Here is an 18,876-nt window from a genome sequence, read left to right as displayed (position 1 = left end):
TCCGGGGGCGAGGAGCCGGCGCCGTGGGCGGCGTCAGCCGCCTAGCGACGCTAGTGTGTCGCCGGTCACACGTCCATCGCCGGGGAGGGTCATGGCCGGCACCTCGTCCGCTCCTCCGGTGGTCGACGTGCACGCCCACGTCGTCCTCCCCTCGAGCCTCGGCGCCGCCGGGGCGGCCGGGCCGGAGCAGGGGACGGCCCCGGACGGCACGCCGTTCTACCGGGTGGGCGGCTACGTGCTCAGCGGCGTCCGGTACGAGGGCACCGCGTTCACCGACGTCGGCGTGCGCCTCCGGGCCATGGACGCCGCCGGCATCGACGTGCAACTGCTCTCGCCCAACCCGCTCACCTACCTCGGCGACCTCGACGCGGCCGCGGCCAGCCGCTACGCCCGGGTCCACAACGACGCGCTGGCCGGGCTGGTGGCCGCCCACCCGACCCGGCTCCTCGGCGCGGCGCAGCTGCCGGTGCAGGACGTCGGCGCCGCGGTCGCCGAGCTCGAGCGGTCGGTGCGCGGTCTGGGGTTGTCGGCGGCCTGCATCGACACCGACCCCGGGGGGCGCACCCTCGACGACCCGGCGCTCGACGACCTGTACGCCGCCGTGGTGGACCTCGACGTCCCACTGTTCGTGCACCCCTCGCCGCTGGGCCGGGCGGGACCGGCCGACGACCCGCGGCTGCGCCGGTTCGACCTGGACCTGCTGGTGGGCTTCGCCTACGACGAGACGCTGGCGGTGGCCGCGCTGGTGTTCGGCGGGGTGCTGGAACGGCACCCGCGGCTGGACGTCTGCCTGTCCCACGGGGGCGGGGCCACCGCGTTCCTGGCCGGGCGCCTCGCCCGGGCCGCGGCGGTGCCGCGGGCCTGGGTGCCCGACGCGCTGCGCACGGAGGGCGTGCCGACGCTGCTGCGCCGGCTGTGGCTGGACACGCACGTGCACGGCCGCGATGCGCTCGATCTCCTCGTCCGGGTGGTGGGGACCGGACGGCTGGTGCTGGGGACCAACTTCGCCGGGTGGGACTCCGGCGGCGCGACGTCCGTCGCGGAGGTGGCCCACCTGGCCCCGGTGCTGTCGGCCAACGCCGTCCGGCTGCTCCGGCTGGACCGGGAGCGCTGACCCGGCCTCCCGCGGCTCAGAGCTCGTGCTGGACGGCGCACCGCTGCGCCAGGATGGGCCGGACGTGCTCGCGGAGCATCCGCTGGTGGCGCTCGTCGGCGGCGTAGGCGGCGTAGGCGTCCCGGTCGGGCAGGTCCACGACGACGACGGCGTCGCCGTTGCCCTCCGCGAGCCCGGCGTCGACGCCCAGGGTCAGGGTGCCGAACTCCCGGGCCTGCTCGCCCCACGCCCGGATCGCCGCGACCGCTGCCTCCCGCTGCTCGGCGGTGGCCTCCGGGGTCCAGCTGAACACCACGACGTGACGGAACACGGGACGTCGGCTCCTCGGGAGTGGGGTCAGGACAGGTCGACCGGGCGGCCGGCCGCGTCGTGCAGAGCGATGGCCGCCGACGGGCAGGCGCGGGCGACGGCGAGCAGCAGGTCGTCGTCGGCGCGGGGCTGCGGCTCGACGGGCTCGGCGAGCTCGTCGTCGTCGAACCGGAAGGCCGCCGGGGCGTCGGCGACGCACCGGCCGGAGCTCAGGCAGGTGTCCTTGTCCACCGAGACGGTGTAGGCCATGGCGGCTCCTGGCTCGGTCGTGCCCGCGGCCGGACGGGACGGGGTCGGGTCAGCCGCGGCGGCCGAGGAGCACCGGGTAGGTGCCCCAGTAGGGACGGGCGGTGTTCGCGTCGCGCTGCGGCGGTGCCTGCGGGTCGCGCCGCACCCCCTCGGCGAAGACCCGCTGCACCGCGCCGGTGACCAGGCCGGTGAGGTGGGTCCGCGGGTCGGCGTCGCCGGCCGGCACCACCCCGGCGGCGAGGTCCTGGCCGATGCAGACGTGCATCCCGCCGCCGAAGCTCAGCCCGAACGGGGCCACGCCGTGCGGCAGCTCGCGGTACGGGTCGAACTCCGCGGCCGTGGCACCGAAGACCGCGGGGTCGCGGTTGACCGCGGCCAGGTCGATGACCAGCTTGCCCCCGCGGGGGATCCGCACCCCGGAGCGGAGGGTGACGTCGGCCAGCGCCCACCGGACGCCGACCGGGCTGGAGGGGTTGAGCCGCACGGTCTCGTGCACGCAGCGCTGCACGAACAGCGGGTCCTCGAGGACCCTCGCGAGGTCACCGGGGTGGGTGGCCGTCCACGACAGCAGGGCGTCGACGGAGCGGACGAAGGCCGTCGCGCTGGTGTGCGCGCCGGCGAGCAGCACGAAGGCGATCTCGCGCCGGAGGACCTCGTGCGGGAGGTCCAGCTCGTCCTGGGCCCGGAGCAGCCCGGTGAGGACGTCGCGCGGGACCTCCCCGTCGGGCAGCTGCCCGGCCGCCGCGCGGTCCAGCGCGTCCCGCCGGCGCGCGATCGAGGGCGCCAGGAACTCCTCGTCCCAGTCCAGCAGCCCGGCGGCCACCCGGCGGCGCTGCTCGTCCCTGTCCTTCGTGGAGTGGGCGAGGGTGGCGCCCTCGATGAACAGCAGCAGGTACCGGTGCAGCCGGGCGGTACCCCCGGCGGTGCCCTCCGGGCGGTCGACGCCGGCGGTCAGGGCCGCGAGGTTGAGCATCAGCTCGTGGCCGAGGTGCACGAGGTCGGCCCGCCCGGCGGCCAGGTGGGGGGCGAGCGTGCGGTCGGTGACCGCGGGGAACAGCTCGTGCTCGTAGTGCTCGAAGGTCTCCCGCCGGAAGCTGCGGTTCTCCACCCGTCGCCGGCGGCGGTGGTCCTCGCCGTGCAGGTTGACCAGCACGTCGGCCATGACCACCTCACCCTCGTCGTAGAGGGCCTGGCGGAGGTCCCGCTGCCGGTAGGCGTCCTTGGCGTCGGCGAACGTCCGGACGGTGACGACGTCCACCGTGGTCGCGGTCATCGACACTCCTCGGGTGTGACCTGCGTCGCGGTCACCCTGTAGTAGTTGGTCTTCTGACGTCAAGGAGGGCTGTGATGGGCGGACGCACGGCGACCGAGTTGGCCGTGATCGTGTCCGGCGGCGTGGCGCACGACTTCCCGGCGACGTCGGCGGAGCTCGCCCGGGTGCTGGCGGAGGCCGGGTTCACCGCCACCGTCACCGAGGACGTCGAGGCGGCGCTGTCCGGGCTCGCGGACCCCGGGCCGGGACCCCGCCCGCTCGTGGTGCTGGACCTGCTGCGCTGGACGATGCGGGTGGAGCGCTACGCACACCTGCGCGAGCGCTGGTCGCTGTCCCTGTCCGCCGCCGCCCGGGCGGCCCTGCTCGGCCACGTCCGGTCCGGGGGCGGGCTGCTGGCGGTGCACGGCGCGAGCATCTGCTTCGACGACTGGCCGCAGTGGCGCGAGCTGCTCGGCGGCGTGTGGCGCTGGGACCGCTCCTCGCACCCGCCGCTGGGCGCCGCCGTCCGGGTCACCGTGGCGCGCGACCGGCACCCGGTCGTGGCCGGGGTGCCCGACTTCGACGTCGTCGACGAGGTCTACGGGTTCCTCGACCTGGCCGACGGCGTGGAGGGGCTGATGACCTCCCCCCACGGCGGCCGCGAGCACCCCCTGCTGTGGGCCCGCACGGTGGGCGCGGGCCGGGTGGTCTACGACGCGCTGGGCCACCACGTGCCGTCCTACGCCGTCCCGGAGCACCGGGAGATCGTGCGGCGGGCGGCGGTGTGGGCCGCCGGTGGCCGCCCCGGCTGACGGTCAGCCGCCGCGCCCGGCTCCCGCCGCGGTCAGCGCCTGCGCGGTGAGGACCCGCGCGAGGTGCGCGCGGTAGTCGGCGTCACCCCGCAGGTCCGACGGCGGTGCGGTGCCCTCGGCGGCGTGCCCGGCCGCCTCGGCCACGGGGGCACCCGCGCGCAGGGCGTCCTCGACCGGCGTGGACCGCCACGGCACCGGGGCCATGTTGACCAGCCCGACCGCGTGCGACCCGTCGGCGCGCTCCTGGACGGCGACCCCCACCGTCGCCCAGTCCTGGCTGCGCTGGCGGAACTTCCGGTAGTCCCAGCCCCGCCCCGGCAGCACCGGCACCCGGATCTCGGTGAGCACCTCGTCGAGCCGGCAGGCGGTCTCCCAGAAGTCGACGAAGAACTCCGCGGCGGGCACCTCCCGCTCGCCGGCCGGGCCGCGCAGCACCAGGGTCGCGTCGAGGGTGACCAGGACCGCCGGCACGTCGGCGGCGGGGTCCCCGTGCACCACGGTGCCCCCGACGGTGGCGCGGGCACGCACCTGCCGGTCCCCGACGGTGGCGGCCGCGGCCGCCAGCAGCGGCACCTGCTCGCGCACCTCCGGGGAGTGCTCGAGGTCGCGCAGCCGCAGGCCGGCGCCGAGCCGCAGGTGCCCGTCGGACCGCTCCAGGGTGCGCAGCGCGGGCACCCGGCTGATGTCGACGAGCACGCGCGGCGCGGCCAGCCGGAACCGCATCAGCGGGAGGAGGGAGTGCCCGCCGGCCAGCAGCTTGGCGTCGTCGCCGTGCTCGCCGAGCAGGGCGAGGGCGTGGTCGAGGGAGTCGGCGCGCACGTGGTCGAACTCGGCGGGGATCACCGGACCGCCTCCTGCGACCGGGCGCGGTGCTCCTCCGCGGGGGCGCCGGCACCACCGTGCTCGGCGGCCCAGCGGACCGACTCCACGATCATCTGGTAGCCGGTGCAGCGGCACAGGTTGCCCTCGAGGCCCTCGCGGATCTCCTCCCGCGTCGGGTCGGGGCTGTCCAGCAGCAGGCCGGTCGCCGAGACCACCATGCCCGGCGTGCAGTAGCCGCACTGCAGGCCGTGGCACTGCCGGAAGCCCTCCTGCACCGGGGACAGCCGGCCGTCCTCGGCGAGTCCCTCGACGGTGAGCACCTCACCGCCGTCGGCGGCGACGGTGAGCACGGTGCAGGACTTGACCGCCACCCCGTCGAGCAGCACCGTGCAGGCGCCGCAGTTGGAGGTGTCGCACCCGACGTGGGTGCCGGTCAGGCCGAGGGTCTCGCGCAGGTGGTGCACCAGCAGCTGCCGGGACTCCACCGTGTGCCGGGTGGCCACGCCGTTGACGCGCAGGCTGACGTCGTGCCTCACGGGGTCACCTTCCAGTCCTCGCCGGCACCCGCGGGCGGGGTCGGCATGCCGTCGGGGGGTGGCGGTGCGCCGTCGTCGGGCTGCAGGGCCTCCGGCGGGGGACGCCGCTCGTCGACGGCCGCGCCGTCGCCCCTGCCCTGCTCGGCGGCGCGCATCGCCGTCCACACCCGGAACGGCGTCATGGGCATGTCGATGGTGCGCACCCCCAGGTGGGCCAGGGCGTCGACGACCGCGTTGACCACCGCCTGCGGGGCCGCGGTGGCGCCGGACTCCCCCAGCCCCTTGGCCCCCAGCGGGTTGAAGCTGGTCGGCACCTCGAGGTGGTGGGTGGAGAGGTCGGGCAGGTCCGGGGCCCCCGGGACGGCGTAGTCGACCAGGGAGGAGGTCACCGGCTGGCCGTCGTCGCCGTAGCACACCTCCTCCAGCAGCGCCTGGGCGATGCCCTGCGCCAGCCCGCCCTCGACCTGGCCGCGCGCGGTCAGCGGGTTGATCACCGTCCCGCAGTCGTCGACGGCCACGTAGCGCAGGATCGACACCTGACCGGTGGCCTGGTCGACCTCCACCACGCAGGCGTGCGCGCCGCTCGGGTAGCTGAGGTTGGTCGGCTCGTAGTAGTCCATGAACTGCAGGCCGACGTCCATGCCCTCCGGGAGCTTGTGCGGCTTGTAGGCGGTCAGCGCGACGTCGGCGAGGGACACCTCCGCGCCGGGCGTCCCGCGGACGGCGAACCGCTCGCCGTCCTGCTCGACGTCGGACTCGTCGGCCTCCAGCAGGTGGGCGGCGATCGCGAGCAGCTTGCGCCGCAGCTGGTCGCTGGACCGGTGCACCGCGGGGCCGCAGACCGGGATGGCCCGGCTGCCCATGGTGCCGATGCCCTCCTGCACGGTCCCGGTGTCGCCGTGGCGCACGCTGATCCGCTCCACCGGGACGCCACCGAGGGCGTCGGAGGCGATCTGCGCGAACGCCGTCTCGTGCCCCTGCCCGTGCGGGCTGGTCCCCACCGCGACCACCACGGAGCCGTCGGGGTTCATCCGCACGGTGGAGGACTCCCACCCGCCGATGTAGCCGAACTGCTCGAACAGCGGGGTGGGGCCGAAGCCGCCCATCTCGACGAAGCAGGAGAAGCCGATGCCCAGCAGCGGCCGGGTGGGGTCGGCGCGCCGCTCCTCCGCCTCGCGCCGGAGCTCCTCGAGGTCCGCGCCGCCGTCGCGCAGGTGCTCCAGCAGGGTGTCCAGCAGCCGCGGGTAGTCGCTCTCGTCGTAGACGATCCCCGGCCACTGGGTGGCGTAGGGCATCTCGCCGGGCTGGATGAAGTTGACCCGCCGCACCTCCAGCGGGTCGCGGCCGAGCTCGCGGGCCACCACGTCGACGACCCGCTCGATGAGGAACGCCGCCTCCGGCCGGCCGGCGCCGCGGTAGGCGGCGATCGGCGTGGTGTTGGTGGTGACGCTGCGGAAGGACGCCGCGATCTTGGGGATCTTGTAGCAGCCGCCGGACATGAAGACGGTGAGCGTGGGCAACCCGGCGCCGGTCGCGTCCGGCCAGGCGCCGACGTCCTGCACGATCGCCACCCGCATGGCCAGCAGCCGGCCCTCGTCGTCGAAACCCACGTCGACGTCCTGCAGCTGGGCCCGGCCGTGGGTCATCGCGACCAGGTTCTCGCTGCGCGTCTCGACGTACTTCACCGGCCGCCCCAGCCGCCGCGACAGCTCGGCGGTGAGGAGGAACTCCGGGTAGAAGCTCGCCTTGGCGCCGAACCCGCCTCCGACGTCGGGCGCGACGACCCGCGTCTCGTGCTGCGGCAGGCCGAACATGGCGGCCAGCTCGTTGCGCACCGGGTGCGGCGCCTGCACGGTCGCGTACAGGGTCAGCCCGCTGCCGTCCCAGCTGGCCACGCAGCCGCCGGGCTCGATGGGGACCGCGGCCAGCCGCTGGTTGCGGATGCGCAGGCTGGTGCGGTGCGGTGCGGCGGCGAGCTCGGCCTCGGCGTCGTCGGCCGACATCGGCTGGTCCAGGACGACGTTGCCCGCGAGCCCGGGGACGATCGGCGCGGCGCCCTCGGCCAGCGCGTCCTCGATGGTGACCAGGGCCGGCAGCGGGTCGTAGTCGACGACGACCGCGGCGGCGGCGTCGGCGGCGCGGTAGCGGTCGTCGGCGACGACGACGGCGACCGGCTCGCCGACGAACCGGACGGCGTCGCGGGCGAGGCAGGGCCGCTGCGTGCCGGGGAAGGAGCGCACGTGCGGCAGCCCGTCGAGGTCGGCGGCGGTCCACACGCCGAGGACGCCCGGCAGCTCGCGGGCGGCCTCGGTGTCGATGGAGGTGATGCGGGCGTGCGGCTCGACGCTGCGGACGTAGGCCATGTGCACCGTGCCGGGCAGCCGGATGTCGTCGACGAAGCGGCCCCGGCCGGTGAGCAGCGCGGGGTCCTCCTTGCGGAGCACGGCGGCTCCCACCATGGACCCCATCAGCGGGTCGCCTGCCCGCAGTCGACGTGCAGCGTGTGACCGGTGATGACCCGGGCGTTGTCGGAGGCGAGGAAGAGCACCGCGTCGGTGATGTCCTGCATCTCCGCCCGCCACTTGGGTCCGGGGAGGTTGCCCTGGGCGGAGAAGACCTCGAAGGCCTCGGCGGGGTCCATGCCCATGCCGGCCGAGAGCCCGGTGACCATGCCGGAGCCGTGCCGGTCGGGACCGGGCCGGATGGTCGCCGGGGCCACGGCGTTGACGTTGATGCCGAACTCGGCGAGCTCGGTGGCCCACGCCCGGGTCAGCCCGACCACGCCGTGCTTGCTCGCCACGTAGTGCGACAGCATCGCGTGCCCGCTGCCGATCACCGCGGACGAGATGTTGACGATCTTCCCCTCCTGCCGGCCGATCATCTGCGGGACGACGAACTTGGCCACGTGCATCGGGCCCTTGAGGTTCGTGTCGACGACCGCGTCGAGCGTGGCGGCGCTCATGTCCTGGATCGTGTCGAGCGCCGCCATCCCGGCGTTGTTCACCAGGACGTCGATCCGGTCGAACTCGGCGAGCGCGGTCTCCACCGCCTGCCGCACCGCGTCCTCGTCGCGGACGTCGGCGGTCAGCCCGAGCGCCCGCCGGTCGTACTGCTCGACCTGCTTGACCGTGAGCGCGAGGTCCTCGGGGCTCGCGGTCTCGTACAGACCCGGTATCGGCGCGGCGATGTCGACGGCGACGACGTCGCAGCCTGCCTCGGCGAACGCCCGGGCGTGGTTGGCGCCCTGACCCCGTCCCGCTCCCGTGATGAGGACGACCTTGCCCTCGAGTCCGCGCAGCTCGACGCCCATGGAGACCCTCCGGTGTGACGTGCGCAACAGCGTGCGCGGTCTTCCTACGGCACCGGGAGGAGTCTCGGCAATGGCTCGCCGCACTAGTCGTGGGTGTCCTCACGCCGGTCCGGCGGGTCTCGGGCCGCGGGGTCTCAGGCCGTGGAGCCGTAGATGGCCGTGGCCTGGGCGGTGGCCAGCCGCGCGTCCTCCTCGCGCACCACCGACAGCTGGGTCTCGTCGGGCGGGAGCACGCTCTGGAACACCCAGTCGAGGGCCACCCGCACCCGGTTGGACATCGCCGGCAGCGCGTAGAGGTGGTAGCCCCGGGTGACCACCTTGGCCACCGGCCCGGTCAGCGGGACGCCCAGCGGGCGGGCGACGGCGTCGAACCCGCCGAGGTCGGCCACCAGGCCCAGGTCGGTGTGCCGGTAGGGGCGGGCGGTGCCGTGGCCCAGGGCGGCGGCGATGTTGCGGCCCAGCGCGACGCCCTGGCGCTGGGCGTGCTGGGCGGTGGGCGGGGTGTCGGGCAGCCGCCCGTCGGCGACCCCGCGGGCGGCGAGGTCGGGCACCGCGGCGGCGTCGCCGGCCGCCCACAGGCCCTCGACCCCCGGCACCGACAGGTCCGGGTCGGTCACCAGCCGGCCGCGGCGGGTGGGCAGCCCGAGCTCCATCACCAGCGGGCTGGCCACCACCCCGGCGCCCCAGACGAGGGTGCGGGTGCGGATGGTCGTGCCGTCGGTGAGCGTGACGCGGGTGTCCTCGGCCTCGGCCACGCTGGTGCGCAGGCGGACGTCGACGCCGCGGTCGTGCAGCACCCGCAGCGCGTGCTCGCCCAGCCGCGGGCCGAGCTCCGGGAGGACGGCCGGGGCGACGTCGACCAGCACCCACCGCACGTCGCGGGCGCGGGTGCGGTCCCAGCGGCGCTCGATGCGGGTCAGCCAGCGCTGGGCCTGGGCGACGAACTCGGTGCCGGTGTAGCCGGCGCCGACCGCCACCACGGTGAGCAGCTCCGCGCGGGCGGCCCGGCCGGCCTCGGTGTCGGGCTGGGCGTCGGCGAGGTCGAGCTGCTCGAGGAGGTGGTCGCGCAGGTAGACCGCCTCGACCAGCGTCTTCAGGCCGCGGGCGTGGTCGGGCACCCCGGGGATGTCGAACTGCCGGGTGATGGAGCCGGGCACCAGCACCAGGTGGTCCCAGTCGAGCCGGTGCTCGAGGTCGGCGCGCTGCACGGTGACCATGCGCGTGGTCAGGTCGACGTCGGACACGCGGCCCAGCACCAGCCGCACCCGCGGCAGGGTGCGCCGCAGCGACACCGCGATGTGCCGGGCCTCGACGACGCCGGTGGCCACCTCGGGCAGCAGCGGGCTGTAGAGCAGGTAGTCGTTGGGCGACACCAGCACCAGCTCGGCGGCCTCCCGCGGCAGGTGACGCTGCAGGTGGCGCAGGGCGTGGAAGCCGGCGAACCCGCCGCCGACGACGACCACCCGGGGCCGGCGGCGCGGCGGACTCGTCACCGCCTGCCCGGCGGTACCACCCCCCGGCCGGATCGAGCGGAGCGGCGGACGGCGGCGAGCGGGCGTGCCGGTCATGGCGGGATGCTCGCACCATGAGCGGCGCCCCGACAGCCCCCGACCCGGCCGGCCCGCGGACGGCGGAGCCGCCATGGTGGCGGCGCGGCGCCGTCTACCAGGTCTACCCGCGCTCGTTCGCCGACGCCGACGGCGACGGCGTGGGCGACCTCGCGGGCCTGCGGGCGCACCTGGACCACCTGTCGGCGCTGCACGTCGGGGCGGTGTGGCTCTCGCCGGTGTTCCCCTCGCCGATGGCCGACTTCGGCTACGACGTCGCCGACTTCTGCGACGTCGACCCGCTCTTCGGCGGCCTCGACGAGCTCGACGCCCTGGTCGCCGACTGCCACGCGCGCGGCATCCGGGTGGTGCTGGACTGGGTGCCCAACCACTCCTCCGACCGGCACCCGTGGTTCCTGGCGTCGCGGTCCTCGCGCGAGGACCCGAAGCGCGACTGGTACGTGTGGCGGGACGGCGCACCCGGCGGCGGGCCGCCCAACGACTGGCGCTCGGAGTTCGCCGCGGTCGGGCCGGCCTGGACGTTCGACGAGGCCACCGGCCAGTGGTACCTGCACTCCTACACGCCGCAGCAGCCCGACCTGAACTGGGAGAACCCCGAGGTCGAGGCCGCGATGCACGACACGATCCGGTTCTGGCTGCGGCGCGGCGTCGACGGGCTGCGGATCGACGCGCTGCAGCGGCTGGCGAAGGACCCCCTGCTGCGCAGCAACGCCGGGTCCGCCCGCCGGCACGACCAGGACTGGGAGACCGCCCACGAGCGGCTGCGCGGCATCCGGCGGGTGGTCGACGAGTTCCCCGACCGGATGATCGTCGGCGAGGTCTACCTGCTCGACCTGCGCCGGGTGCTGGCCTACCTCGCCGGCGGTGACCAGCTGCACCTGGCGCACAACTTCGTCTTCGTCCACCTGCCCTGGGACGCCGGCGCCTTCCGCACCGCCGTCGAGGAGTTCACGGCCCGGGCCGAGCCCGAGGCCTGGCCGGCCTGGTTCCTCGGCAACCACGACCACTCGCGGATCGCCACCCGCTACGACGGCGACGGCCCCGACGGCGGCTCCGGCCCGGCGCGGGCCAGGGCGGTCGCGCTGCTGCTGACCGCGCTGCGCGGCACGCCGTTCCTCTACCAGGGCGACGAGCTGGGGCTGCCCGACGCCGACGTGCCGCCCGACCGGGTGGTCGACGTCGACGGGCGCGACCCCGAGCGCGCGCCGATCCCCTGGCGCCCGCCGTCGGTGGCCGGCCCCGGCGCCGGGTTCACCACCGGGCGGCCGTGGCTGCCCCTGGTGGCCGACGCCGAGCGGCTGTGCGTGGAGCGCCAGGCCGCCGACCCGGACTCCACCCTGTCGCTGGTCCGCCGGCTCGGCGCGCTGCGCGCGGGCTCGCCGACCCTGCAGACCGGGTCGCAGCGGGTGCTCGACGCCGGCCCCGACGTCCTGGCCTGGGTGCGCGGCGAGGGCGCCGACCGGCTGGTCGCCGCGGTCAACTTCGCCGCCGCACCGAGGCCGCTGGCGGCCGACGGCCTCCCCGAGGGGGACCTGGAGGTGCTGCTGTCCACCGACCCCGGCCGGACGGGGCGCCCGGACGGCGCGACGCCGGGCGACCTCGTGCTGCGGCCCGACGAGGGCGTGCTGCTGCGGCCGCGGGTCCCCTGACCCCCGGCCCGGCGCCGGTGCCGGGCACCGGCCCGCGACCGGGTGCCGACCCGGGACATGCACGGGCGCGACGCCCGCCCGGGGACTGCCAGCGTGGGCCGGTCCCGAGAAGCCGGCGGCCGGCGTCCCCGCAGCCGGGCCGGCCGCCCCACCGCAGGAGGCCCGCATGTCCCGGTCGACCGCGCCCGCGCCGATCCCCGCCGCCCAGGAGCCGGACGGTGCCGCGATCCGCCCGTTCCGGATCGAGGTCCCCGACGCGGCCCTCGCCGAGCTGCGCCGCCGGATCGAGGCCACCGTGTGGCCCGAGCGCGAGACCGTCCCCGACACCTCCCAGGGCGTGCCGCTGGCCACGATGCAGGCCCTCGCCCGGCACTGGGCCACCGACTACGACTGGCGGCGGGTCGAGGCCCGGCTCAACGCGCTGCCGCAGTTCACCACCGAGATCGACGGCCTGGACATCCACTTCCTGCACGTGCGCTCCCGGCACGCCGACGCCCTGCCGCTGGTGGTCAACCACGGCTGGCCCGGATCGGTGATCGAGCAGCTGAAGATCATCGAGCCGCTGGTCGACCCCACCGCGCACGGCGGCAGCGCCGCCGACGCCTTCGACGTGGTGATCCCCTCGATGCCCGGCTACGGGTTCTCCGGCAAGCCGACCGGTCCGGGCTGGGGACCGGAGCGGATGGCGCGGGCGTGGGCGCAGCTGATGACCCGGCTGGGCTACGACCGCTACGTGGCCCAGGGCGGGGACTGGGGCGCCTTCGTCGTCGACCAGATGGGCCTGCAGGCCCCCGAGGGACTGCTCGGCATCCACACCAACATGCCCGCCGTCGTCCCGGCCGACGTCGACCGGGTCCTCGTGGCCGGCGGCCCGCCGCCGGACGGGCTCGCCGAGGACGAGCGGCGCGCCTGCGAGCAACTGCTGCGCACCTACCGGCAGGTCGAGTACGCGCGCTACATGGCCGCCCGCCCCCAGACCCTGTACGGCATCGCCGACTCCCCCGTCGGCCTGGCCGCCTGGCTGCTCGACCACAACGACGCCGACGGCCAGCCCGCCGCGGCGGTGGCGCAGGCGCTCGAGCGGGAGAGCAGCGACACCGGCGAGCTGACCCGCGACGAGGTGCTCGACAACATCACGCTCTACTGGCTGACCACCACGGGGGTCTCGGCCTCCCGGCTCTACTGGGAGTACCGGGGCGGCTTCTTCGACGCCAAGGGCGTGCAGATCCCGGTCGCGGTCAGCGTCTTCCCCGGCGAGCAGTACGAGGCCCCGCGCAGCTGGACGGAGCGGGCCTACCCGGGCCTCGTCCACTACGACCGGGTCGCCAAGGGCGGGCACTTCGCCGCGTGGGAGCAGCCCGGCCTCTTCGTCGACCAGCTCCGCGCGGGCTTCCGGTCCCTGCGCGGCCCCCGGGTCCCCCAGCCGCGCTGACGCGCTCCGAGCAGAGAGGAGTCCCTCCCATGGACCTGCGCCTCGAGGTCGTCGTCCTGCCCGTCTCCGACGTCGACCGCGCCAAGGACTTCTACAAGGGCCTGGGGTGGCGGGAGGACGCCGACATCGTCGGCGGCGAGCGGTTCCGCATCGTGCAGCTGACCCCACCGGGGTCGGGCTGCTCGATCAGCTTCGGCACCGGGGTCACCACCATGACCCCGGGGTCGCTGCAGGGCCTGCTGCTCGTCACCCGCGACATCGAGGCCACCCGCGCCGAGCTGCTGGAGCGGGGTGCCGCGGTCAGCGAGGTCTTCCACGGCTCGGCCGGCCGCTTCCACCCCGACGACCCGGGCGTGCGCGAGCCCGGTCGCGACCCCGAGGGCCGCAGCTACCAGTCCCACGCGGTGTTCAGCGACCCCGACGGCAACGGCTGGGTGCTGCAGGAGATCACCGAGCGCCTGCCGGGCCGCTGACGGCCCACCCCTGCGACGACGAGGGGCCCGGGCACCTGGGGGGCGCGCAGCGGGCGGAACGCGGCCCGGACCTCGGTGGTGAACAGCTCGGGCTCCTCCCAGGTGGCGAAGTGACCGCCCCGGTCGACCTCGTTGAAGTAGGCGAGGGTCGGGTAGCTCTGCTCGGCCCAGCTGCGCGGGGTGCGCCAGATCTCGCCCGGGAAGGTGGTGAACCCGACCGGCACGGTGACCGGCGGCGGGGTCTGCCCGGCAGCGGCCGCCGCGGGGGCGTCGGGGCCGTAGCTCTCCCAGTAGGACCGGGCCGCCGAGGCCCCGGTGCCGGTCAGCCAGTACAGCGTGACGTTGTCCAGGACGTGGTCGCGGGTGAGGTTCCCCGACGGCTGCCCGTCGACGAAGGCGCGGGAGATCTTGTGGTAGGCGTCGGTGTCGTGGTCGAGCAGCCACGTGGCCAGGGCGACCGGTGAGTCGAGCAGCCCGTAGCCGATCGTCTGCGGCCGGGTGGCCTGCTGCAGGAAGTACGCGTAGCCGCTCGACCGGAACGTGGCGATCGCGTCGAGGGCGGCGCGCTCCTGCTCGGTGTCGCCCGGCAGCCCGCCGGCCAGCGCGGTGACGAGCAGGTTGAGGTGGATCCCCAGCAGCCCCTCCGGCGCCTGGCGGCCCATCGCGTCGGTGACGCCGGCGCCCACGTCGCCGCCCTGGGCGACGTAGCGGTCGTAGCCCAGCCGGCGCATGAGCTCGGCCCACGCCCGCCCGACGCGGGCGACGTCCCACCCGGTCTCGGCCGGCTCGCCGGAGAAGCCGTACCCGGGCAGGGACGGCAGCACCAGGTGGAAGGCGTCCTCGGCACGCCCGCCGTGCGCCGTCGGGTCGGAGAGCGGTCCCACCGCCTCGAGCATCTCGACGACGGAGCCGGGCCAGCCGTGGGTCATGACCATCGGCAGCGCGTCGGCGTGCGGCGAGCGCACGTGCAGGAAGTGCACGTCCACGCCGTCGATCTCGGTGCGGAACTGCGGCAGCGCGTTCAGCCGCGCCTCGCAGCGGCGCCAGTCGTACTCGGTCGCCCAGTAGCGGGCGAGCTCCTGCGCGGTCCGCAGCTGGACGCCCTGCGAGCGGTCGGGCACGAGCTCCCGCGTGGGCCAGCGGGTCGCCTCGATGCGCCGGCGCAGGTCGGTGAGGGCCTCCTCGGGGACCTCGATGCGGAACGGGCGGACGGCGGCGCCGGACTCCTGCGGAGCAGCGGACGTCGTGGGGACGGTCGACCGGGTCACGGGTGCCTCCTCGCGGTCTCGCACGCGGCGAGCGGTGGTGAGCGGGGTGCTCGGCTCGACCCTCGTCCGCTGCGCCCGGGACGCGCGCCAGGGAGACCCCCTGGCGCTGCTCCGGCCGGGGGCAGCCCGGCGCCGGCTGGGCCGCGCGGACGGGTGTCCGGAGTGACGTCCGGCGACGGAGGGTCACCGCCACCCGGGGTCCGGCCGGACCACCGGGCTCCCGGCCCGCTGCCTGTTCCCCTGCGGACTCGCGAGAGGGACTCTCGTCGTCGTCAGTCCTGCATCCCGGAGAGGTGCGTCGCGAGACCTGCGACGACCGGCTCGGCCGAGGGGACCCTCGATGGCACACCCGGAACCCGTCGCCCGCTGCGGTGCGGCACAGCTCCCGGACCCCCTGCCCGCGGGCCCGGCGCCCCTGACCCCGGCGCCCCCGACCCTGCCGCCCCTGCCCCCGGCGGCCGTGACCCCGCCGCCGTGACCGACCTCCGCCGCCGGACGGCCGCACCGGTCCGCCGTGCCCGCCCGACCGTGCCGCAGCCGGCGTCCGCCCTCCCCCGGACCAGCCCGTGGCCCGGGCTGCTGGGCCGGCGGACCGAGTGCGAGACCCTGAGCGGGCTGGTGGCCGCGGCGAAGGCCGGCCGCAGCCAGGTCCTGGTGCTGCGCGGGGACGCCGGCATCGGCAAGACCGCCCTGCTCGACTTCCTGCTCGAGCGCGCCGTCGGCTGCCAGGTGGCCCGCGCGGCCGGCGTGGAGTCGGAGATGGAGCTGGCCTTCGCCGGCCTGCACCAGCTGTGCAGCCCGCACCTCGACCGGCTGGCCACGCTGCCCGCGCCGCAGCAGCAGGCGCTGGGCACCGCCTTCGGGCTGCGGGCCGGCGCCGCGCCCGACCGCTTCCTCGTCGGCCTGGCCGTGCTCACCCTGCTGTCGGAGGTGGCCGAGGAGCGGCCGCTGGTCTGCGTCGTCGACGACGTGCAGTGGCTCGACCAGGCCTCCGCGCAGACCCTGGAGTTCGTCGCCCGCCGGCTCGCGGCCGAGCCGGTGGCGATGGTGTTCGCCGTCCGGCCCTCCGACCGGGAGCCCACCCTCACCGGCCTGCCCGAGCTCGAGGTGCGTGGCCTGAGCACCACCGACGCCCGGGCGCTGCTGGACTCGGCGGTGACCGGCACGCTCGACCCGCGGGTGCGCGACCGAGTCGTCGCCGAGAGCCACGGCAACCCGCTGGCCCTCCTCGAGCTCCCGCGGGGGCGCACGCCCGCCGAGCTCGCCGGCGGCTTCGGGCTGCCCGACGCCACACTGCTGGCCGGCCGGATCGAGGACAGCTTCCGCCGCCGGCTGACCCCGCTGCCCGAGGTGACCTGCCGGCTGCTGCTCATCGCCGCGGCCGACCCGGTCGGCGACCCGGTCCTGGTGTGGCGGGCCGCCGAGCGGGTGGGCATCGGCCCCGACGCGGCGGTCCCCGCGACCGACGCGGGGCTGGTGGAGATCGGCACGCACGTCCGCTTCCGGCACCCGCTGGTGCGCTCGGCGGTGTACCGCGCGGCCTCCCCGGAGCAGCGGCGCACCGCGCACCGCGCGCTGGCCTCGTGCCTGGACCCGGGCACCGACCCCGACCGCCGCGCCTGGCACCGGGCGCAGGGGACCGGCGGCCTCGACGAGGACGTCGCCGCCGAGCTGGAGGCGGCGGCGGTCCGGGTGCGCGCCCGCGGCGGGCAGGCCGCCGCGGCGGTCTTCCTGGACCGGGCGGTGGCGCTCACCCCCGGCCCCGGGCGGCGGGCCCGCCGCGCGCTGGCCGCGGCCCACTCGGCCAACCTCGCCGGGGCGCCCGAGCGGGCCCTGGACCTGGTGTCCACCGCGCAGGCCGGACCGCTCGACGAGCTGGACCGGGCCCGGGCGGAGCTGCTGGCCGCCCAGGTCACCTTCGCGGCGACCCGCGGCCGGGACGCGCCCCGGCTGCTGCTGTCGGCCGCGCGGCGGCTGGAGCCGCTGGACGCGACCCTGGCCCGGGCCACCTACCTCGACGCGTTCGCAGCGGCGGTGGCCGCCGGGCGGGAGGCCCGGGGCGGGGACCTGCGCGACGTCGCCGCCGCCGTCCTGTCCGCCGGGTGGGGCCCCTCCCCCGGCGCGCTGCCGCGGTCGTGCGCCCTGCTCCTCGACGGGCTGGCCCTGCTGCTGACCCAGGGACCCGGCGCCGGCGTCCCGGTGCTGCACCAGGCCCTGGCCGCGCTGCGCGACGAGCCGCTCCCCGAGGACGACGCGCTGCGCTGGCTGTGGCTGGCCTGCCGCACCGCGCGGGCGCTGTTCGACGACCTGAGCTGGGACGTGCTCAGCGAGCGCCAGGTGCGGGTGGCCCGCCGGACCGGCGCGCTGTCGCTGCTGCCGATGGCGCTCACCGAGCGGTTCAGCATGCAGCTGTTCGCGGGCAACCTCGCCGTGGCGACGTCCCTGGTCGGTGAGGCGGCCTCCGTCACCGAGGCGATCGGCAGCCGGGTCACCCCCTACGGCGCGGTCTCCCTGGCCACCTGGCGCGGCCGCGAAGCCGAGGCGCGGGCGCTGGTCGACGCCAGCCGGGAGGACGTCGTGCGGCGCGGCGAGGGCCTGTGGCTGATCTCCGCGGACTGGACGACGTCGGTGCTCATGCTCGGGCTGTGCCGGTACGACGAGGCGCTGACCGCCGCGGAGGGGGCGGCCCGCAAGGCCGACGGGCTCGAGCTGTGGACGTGGGTGGAGCCGGAGGTCGTGGAGGCGGCCGTCCGCAGCGGCCGGCCCGAGCGGGCCACCGGGCCCGCGCAGCGGTTCGGCACCTTCGCGCGGTCCAGCGGCACCGACTGGGCGCTCGGCGTGGACGCCCGCTGCCGGGCGCTGCTCACCGGCGGCGAGGAGGCCGAGGCGCTCTACCGCGAGTCCGTCGAGCGCCTCGGCCGCACGGGCATCCGGGTGGCGCTGGCCCGCGCGCACCTGCTGTTCGGGGAGTGGCTGCGCCGCGAGGGCCGGCGCCGGGAGGCCCGCGACCACCTGCGCACCGCCCACCGGATGCTGGTCGACATGGGCATGGAGGCCTTCGCCGAGCGGGCCCGCCAGGAGCTGACCGGCACCGGGGAGACGGCGCGGCGCCGGGTCGTGGCGACCCTCGACGAGCTGACCCCCCAGGAGGCGCAGATCGCCCGGCTGGCCGCCGAGCGGCTGACCAACCCCGAGATCGGCACGCAGCTGTTCCTCAGCCCCCGCACGGTCGAGTGGCACCTGCGGAAGGTCTTCACCAAGCTCGGCATCGGCTCCCGCCGCGAGCTGGTCGCCGCACTGGCCCGCGCCGACGCCTGAGCGCCCGGCGCCCGCTCCGGGTCCCCCCGGGGCGCGGCTCACCCGGCGACGCGGGCCCCGGTGCGCAGGCGGCGGTCCCAGCCGTGGAAGTGCGACCAGTCCCCGGCGTCCCAGGCCTCGCGCAGCCCCGGCGCGCCGAGGTCCCAGTCGGGGCGCACCTCGGCGGTCGCCGCGCGCAGGTCGCGCCACAGCTCGGCCAGCGAGGGCCGGCCCCAGAACCAGTACCCGTTGTAGACCGAGTGCACGACCAGGCCCGGCTTGAGGACGAGCGTGTGCGGGATCATCGGGTCGTTCTCGGGGTCGGTGTACTCCTGGATGTCGAGGTCGCGCTGCACGACCCGCCCGGGGTCGGACAGGAACGTCCACTGCGCGCCGACCGAGGCCCGGAACTCCTGCAGCGACCGGCGGTCGTCGGTGCTGACGGTGACGATCCGGGTGTAGGCGACCGCGAACCTCGGCTGGGCGGCGGCCAGCTCCAGGTGCTGCTGGTGGTCCTTCGGGCAGTAGTGGCCGCGCGCGAGCAGGAGGACCATCGGGTCGCCGCCCTGCAGCTCGCCGAGGGTGCGCTCGGTGCCGGTGTGGTCGGGCAGGGTGTAGTCGGGGAAGACGCCGCCCGGCGTGATGTCCGAACGCATGGGATGCCCCTCTCCTCCGGCCCCGTCGCCGACGAGCCTGCACCGCCCCCGCGGCCGGTCGCGCCCGGCAGTTGCCCTGGCCCCTCGCCCGCCGGTCCCCGGTCGGGTCCCGGCCCGCCCGCGGATCCC

General features: G+C 76.3%; 16 protein-coding genes. 6 read left to right on the top strand and 10 right to left on the bottom strand.

Going from position 1 to position 18,876, the window contains the following annotated elements; genetic code table 11:
• The first annotated feature begins 91 nt into the window (after positions 1 to 91).
• The gene (locus ACI780_RS05715; RefSeq protein WP_457001386.1) at positions 92 to 1,114 is read left to right on the top strand and encodes an amidohydrolase family protein; all 1,023 of its coding nucleotides are present in this window, start codon (positions 92 to 94) and stop codon (positions 1,112 to 1,114) included.
• A 16-nt stretch (positions 1,115 to 1,130) separates the two neighbouring features.
• Here ACI780_RS05715 and ACI780_RS05710 read toward each other — a convergent pair whose 3' ends face one another.
• The 3 genes from ACI780_RS05710 to ACI780_RS05700 are packed head-to-tail and all read right to left on the bottom strand — an operon-like array spanning position 1,131 to position 2,945.
• Positions 1,131 to 1,424 carry a Dabb family protein gene (locus ACI780_RS05710; RefSeq protein WP_457001384.1) on the bottom strand — a complete coding sequence of 98 codons (294 nt, stop codon included), beginning with the start codon at positions 1,422 to 1,424 and terminating at the stop codon, positions 1,131 to 1,133.
• Between the two features lie 26 nt (positions 1,425 to 1,450).
• Positions 1,451 to 1,672, bottom strand: coding sequence for a ferredoxin (locus tag ACI780_RS05705; protein ID WP_457001382.1), 222 nt, complete (start codon positions 1,670 to 1,672; stop codon positions 1,451 to 1,453).
• 49 nt (positions 1,673 to 1,721) lie between these two features.
• Positions 1,722 to 2,945, bottom strand: a complete 1,224-nt coding sequence (locus ACI780_RS05700; RefSeq protein WP_457001380.1) for a cytochrome P450 — start codon at positions 2,943 to 2,945, stop codon at positions 1,722 to 1,724.
• A gap of 74 nt (positions 2,946 to 3,019) precedes the next feature.
• Here ACI780_RS05700 and ACI780_RS05695 point away from each other — a divergent pair, with 74 nt between their 5' ends.
• Entirely contained in the window at positions 3,020 to 3,736 is a 717-nt protein-coding gene (locus ACI780_RS05695) for a ThuA domain-containing protein (RefSeq protein ID WP_457001377.1), read from the top strand.
• Between the two features lie 3 nt (positions 3,737 to 3,739).
• Here the strand turns inward: ACI780_RS05695 and ACI780_RS05690 are convergent, their stop codons facing one another.
• From ACI780_RS05690 to ACI780_RS05670, 5 genes are all read right to left on the bottom strand, one after another.
• Positions 3,740 to 4,579, bottom strand: coding sequence for an FAD binding domain-containing protein (locus ACI780_RS05690; protein WP_456868612.1), 840 nt, complete (start codon positions 4,577 to 4,579; stop codon positions 3,740 to 3,742).
• Positions 4,576 to 5,094 carry a (2Fe-2S)-binding protein gene (locus ACI780_RS05685; protein WP_456868613.1) on the bottom strand — a complete coding sequence of 173 codons (519 nt, stop codon included), beginning with the start codon at positions 5,092 to 5,094 and terminating at the stop codon, positions 4,576 to 4,578. The genes ACI780_RS05690 and ACI780_RS05685 overlap by 4 nt, the downstream gene beginning before the upstream one ends.
• Positions 5,091 to 7,538, bottom strand: a complete 2,448-nt coding sequence (locus tag ACI780_RS05680) for a xanthine dehydrogenase family protein molybdopterin-binding subunit (protein WP_457001375.1) — start codon at positions 7,536 to 7,538, stop codon at positions 5,091 to 5,093. The genes ACI780_RS05685 and ACI780_RS05680 overlap by 4 nt, the downstream gene beginning before the upstream one ends.
• A 23-nt stretch (positions 7,539 to 7,561) precedes the next feature.
• Entirely contained in the window at positions 7,562 to 8,404 is an 843-nt protein-coding gene (locus ACI780_RS05675; protein ID WP_456868615.1) for an SDR family NAD(P)-dependent oxidoreductase, read from the bottom strand.
• 134 nt (positions 8,405 to 8,538) lie between these two features.
• Positions 8,539 to 9,897 (bottom strand): NAD(P)/FAD-dependent oxidoreductase, encoded by a 1,359-nt coding sequence (locus ACI780_RS05670; RefSeq protein WP_456868616.1) that lies wholly within the window; start codon positions 9,895 to 9,897, stop codon positions 8,539 to 8,541.
• Between the two features lie 92 nt (positions 9,898 to 9,989).
• On the opposite strand from ACI780_RS05670, the gene ACI780_RS05665 reads away from it, so the two are divergent.
• The 3 genes from ACI780_RS05665 (at position 9,990) to ACI780_RS05655 (ending at position 13,526) form a co-directional block, all read left to right on the top strand.
• The gene (locus ACI780_RS05665; protein WP_456868617.1) at positions 9,990 to 11,621 is read left to right on the top strand and encodes an alpha-amylase family glycosyl hydrolase; all 1,632 of its coding nucleotides are present in this window, start codon (positions 9,990 to 9,992) and stop codon (positions 11,619 to 11,621) included.
• A 166-nt stretch (positions 11,622 to 11,787) separates the two neighbouring features.
• Positions 11,788 to 13,053, top strand: coding sequence for an epoxide hydrolase family protein (locus ACI780_RS05660; protein WP_457001372.1), 1,266 nt, complete (start codon positions 11,788 to 11,790; stop codon positions 13,051 to 13,053).
• A 29-nt stretch (positions 13,054 to 13,082) separates the two neighbouring features.
• The gene (locus ACI780_RS05655) at positions 13,083 to 13,526 is read left to right on the top strand and encodes a VOC family protein (RefSeq protein ID WP_456868619.1); all 444 of its coding nucleotides are present in this window, start codon (positions 13,083 to 13,085) and stop codon (positions 13,524 to 13,526) included.
• Here the strand turns inward: ACI780_RS05655 and ACI780_RS05650 are convergent.
• A complete protein-coding gene (locus ACI780_RS05650) occupies positions 13,442 to 14,794 on the bottom strand; it encodes an epoxide hydrolase family protein (RefSeq protein WP_457001370.1) in 1,353 nt (450 codons plus the stop codon). The two genes, ACI780_RS05655 and ACI780_RS05650, sit on opposite strands and share 85 nt — an antisense overlap.
• A 474-nt stretch (positions 14,795 to 15,268) precedes the next feature.
• Here ACI780_RS05650 and ACI780_RS05645 point away from each other — a divergent pair, with 474 nt between their 5' ends.
• The gene (locus tag ACI780_RS05645; RefSeq protein ID WP_457001368.1) at positions 15,269 to 18,112 is read left to right on the top strand and encodes an ATP-binding protein; all 2,844 of its coding nucleotides are present in this window, start codon (positions 15,269 to 15,271) and stop codon (positions 18,110 to 18,112) included.
• Positions 18,113 to 18,150: 38 nt separating this feature from the next.
• Here ACI780_RS05645 and ACI780_RS05640 read toward each other — a convergent pair whose 3' ends face one another.
• Complete coding sequence (locus tag ACI780_RS05640) at positions 18,151 to 18,747, bottom strand: peroxiredoxin family protein (RefSeq protein ID WP_457001366.1); 597 nt, start codon at positions 18,745 to 18,747, stop codon at positions 18,151 to 18,153.
• Positions 18,748 to 18,876 lie beyond the last annotated feature (129 nt).

Source organism: Geodermatophilus sp. SYSU D00814 (assembly GCF_054050055.1).
Note: the sequence above shows the minus strand (reverse complement) of the source record. Positions and strands in the feature narration are given on the sequence as shown.

Coding starts and splice junctions, on each gene's coding strand:
- ACI780_RS05715 (WP_457001386.1), top strand. CDS start 92: ATGGCCGGCACCTCGTCCGCTCCTCCGGTGGTCGACGTGCACGCCCAC.
- ACI780_RS05705 (WP_457001382.1), bottom strand. CDS start 1,672: ATGGCCTACACCGTCTCGGTGGACAAGGACACCTGCCTGAGCTCCGGC.
- ACI780_RS05700 (WP_457001380.1), bottom strand. CDS start 2,945: ATGACCGCGACCACGGTGGACGTCGTCACCGTCCGGACGTTCGCCGAC.
- ACI780_RS05695 (WP_457001377.1), top strand. CDS start 3,020: ATGGGCGGACGCACGGCGACCGAGTTGGCCGTGATCGTGTCCGGCGGC.
- ACI780_RS05675 (WP_456868615.1), bottom strand. CDS start 8,404: ATGGGCGTCGAGCTGCGCGGACTCGAGGGCAAGGTCGTCCTCATCACG.
- ACI780_RS05665 (WP_456868617.1), top strand. CDS start 9,990: ATGAGCGGCGCCCCGACAGCCCCCGACCCGGCCGGCCCGCGGACGGCG.
- ACI780_RS05660 (WP_457001372.1), top strand. CDS start 11,788: ATGTCCCGGTCGACCGCGCCCGCGCCGATCCCCGCCGCCCAGGAGCCG.
- ACI780_RS05655 (WP_456868619.1), top strand. CDS start 13,083: ATGGACCTGCGCCTCGAGGTCGTCGTCCTGCCCGTCTCCGACGTCGAC.
- ACI780_RS05640 (WP_457001366.1), bottom strand. CDS start 18,747: ATGCGTTCGGACATCACGCCGGGCGGCGTCTTCCCCGACTACACCCTG.